2 protein-coding genes are annotated in these 2588 nt (G+C 64.6%); both read right to left on the reverse strand.

All coding sequences use genetic code 11. The features are described 5' to 3' along the window. Positions 1-431: 431 nt before the first annotated feature. Positions 432-815, reverse strand: a complete 384-nt coding sequence (locus tag ACLP25_RS27395) for a DUF779 domain-containing protein (protein WP_442472262.1) — start codon at positions 813-815, stop codon at positions 432-434. A gap of 98 nt (positions 816-913) precedes the next feature. Further along, positions 914-2434, reverse strand: coding sequence for an aldehyde dehydrogenase (gene adh / locus ACLP25_RS27400; RefSeq protein WP_442472263.1), 1521 nt, complete (start codon positions 2432-2434; stop codon positions 914-916). Positions 2435-2588: the final 154 nt, after the last annotated feature.

Below are 2588 nucleotides of genomic sequence, written 5' to 3' on the forward strand. Positions count from 1 at the left end.
GCGAGCGGGCGCGACAAATCGGCGGCGTCGGCGGGGGTGATCTCGCCCCTCATTGTGGCGCGAGCTGACGACCCTATGCATCGAGAGGGCGCTCGGCGGAAACATGACCGCACTCCGGCTCGCGGTAGAGCGCCTCCAGAAGTTGGAGGATGCTGCTGCAGCCAACGGGGACGCATCATGAAGGCTCGACTACGACACCGGCTGGGGAAGCTGGAGCAGGCTGTCAAGCCCCCGGGGGGCGCGCTGTACCTGTTCGTCGGCTGCGACGGGGAGGACGAAGTTCAAGCGAGGCTTGCGCGTTTCAGGACCGAACAGGGCATCCGTTGCGTCCGGCATCTTGAAAAACGGTACGTTGCCCCACGTCGTGTCGGAACTCCCGAGTCCGCCCTTTTTTGGACCTCTTGGCTCGGGCGCCAAGCGTTTGACTTTCATCACCGGCCGCCCCGCGGTGGCTCGCCATCCGCCGCGAGCCCCTCCGCCTCCTCGTCGGTGAAGACCCGACTGCGGGTGAGGAAGCGGACCCCCTCGGGTGCCTCGACCGAGAAGCCCGCGCCCCGCCCGGGCACGACATCGATGATGAGCTGGGTGTGACGCCAATATTCGAATTGGGCCGCCCCGATGTAGAAGGGGGAGCCCGCAATTTCGCCGATCAGCACGTCCTGGCCGCCGACCTTGAACTCGCCGGCCGGGTAGCACATCGGCGCCGAGCCGTCGCAGCAGCCGCCCGACTGATGGAACATCAACGGGCCATGCTGGCCTCTGAGCTTTTCCACCATTGCCGCCGCAGCGTCGGTGATGAGCACGCGCGCAACCATCGGCGTCGCCTCCCTATATTTGTAACCGCGGGCGTCTACCGCGGCTCGGCCGAGGCCGGCGCCCCCGGTTCCGGGGGCGCCGCGCCAGGGCGAAGGCTTTAGAAGAAGCCGACCGCCTTGGTCGAGTAGCTGATCAGCAGGTTCTTGGTCTGCTGATAATGGTCGAGCATCATCTTGTGGGTCTCGCGCCCGAAGCCCGACTGCTTGTAGCCGCCGAACGCCGCATGAGCGGGATAGGCGTGATAGCAGTTGACCCACACACGGCCGGCGTGGATGCCGCGGCCCATGCGATAGTAGCGCAATCCGGAGCGGGTCCACACGCCGGCTCCGAGGCCGTAGAGCGTGTCGTTGGCGATGGCGAGCGCTTCCTCTTCGTCCTTGAACTTGGTCACCGACACGACCGGCCCGAATATTTCTTCCTGGAAGATGCGCATCTTGTTACTGCCGGCAAAGACGGTCGGCTCGACATAGTAGCCGCTGGCGAGTTCGCCTTCGAGATTCGCGCGATGGCCGCCGGTCAGGCATTGCGCGCCTTCGCCGCGGCCGATGTCGATGTAGGAGAGGATCTTCTCGAGCTGGTCTGACGAGGCCTGGGCGCCGATCATCGTCGACATGTCGAGCGGGTGGCCCTGCTTGATCTTCCGCACGCGGGCGACGGCGCGCTCCATGAATTTGTCGTAGATCGACGCCTGGATCAGCGCACGGCTCGGGCAGGTGCAGACCTCGCCCTGGTTGAGCGCGAACATCGCAAAGCCTTCGAGAGCCTTGTCGAAGAACTCGTCGTCGGCCTGCATCACGTCTTCGAAGAAGATGTTCGGCGACTTGCCGCCGAGCTCGAGCGTGACCGGGATCAGGTTCTCCGACGCATACTGCATGATGAGCCGGCCGGTGGTCGTCTCGCCGGTGAAGGCGATCTTCGAGATGCGCTTGCTCTGGGCGAGCGGCTTGCCGGCCTCGATGCCGAACCCGTTGACGATGTTGAGGACGCCAGCGGGCAGCAGATCGCCGATCAGTTCCATCAGCGCCAGAATGCCGAGCGGTGTTTGTTCGGCCGGCTTGAGGACGACGCAATTGCCGGCGGCGAGCGCGGGGGAGAGTTTCCAAACCGCCATCAGCAGCGGGAAGTTCCAGGGGATGATCTGGCCGACGACGCCGAGCGGCTCATGGTAGTGATAGGCGACCGTGTCGTGGTCGATCTCGCTGAGCGAGCCCTCCTGGGCGCGGAGCGCGCCGGCGAAATAACGCCAATGATCGACGCATAGCGGCAGGTCGGCGTGGGTCGTCTCGCGGATCGGCTTTCCGTTGTCGAGCGTTTCGACGAGCGCCAGGAGATCGAGATTGGACTCCATACGGTCGGCGATCTTGAGCAGGATGTTCGAGCGGTCGGCGACCGACGTCCTGCCCCAGGAGTCCTTGGCCGCATGCGCCGCGTCAAGCGCAAGTTCGATGTCGGCGGCGGAAGAGCGGGGGATCGCGCACAGCCGCTTGCCGGTGATGGGACTCGGATTGTCGAAGTAGCGCCCTTCGACGGGCGCGACCCACTTGCCGCCAATGAAGTTCCCATATTTTTCGCGGATAAGTCCACGCGCGGCGATCTTGTCGATGGCTGCCTGATACATGAAGTTCCTCCCTTGAAGGACGCCGACAGGGGCGGCTCTGAGGGAGAGGATTGCACGCGAATGCGGCTGAAGCATAGCGGGTATGCGCTGAGGTCGGCCGTGAACCGTCGCGGTTCTGCGACACTTCTTTTCGGCCTCGGCCTCAGCGATACAG

The sequence above is a fragment of the Roseiarcus sp. genome (genome assembly GCF_052145395.1).
In the GTDB taxonomy this organism is placed as follows: Bacteria; Pseudomonadota; Alphaproteobacteria; order Rhizobiales; family Beijerinckiaceae; genus Roseiarcus.

What these genes read in the sequence shown, in the direction of transcription:
- ACLP25_RS27395 (WP_442472262.1), bottom strand. Translation starts at nt 815, where the DNA reads ATGGTTGCGCGCGTGCTCATCACCGACGCTGCGGCGGCAATGGTGGAA.
- adh (WP_442472263.1), bottom strand. Translation starts at nt 2,434, where the DNA reads ATGTATCAGGCAGCCATCGACAAGATCGCCGCGCGTGGACTTATCCGC.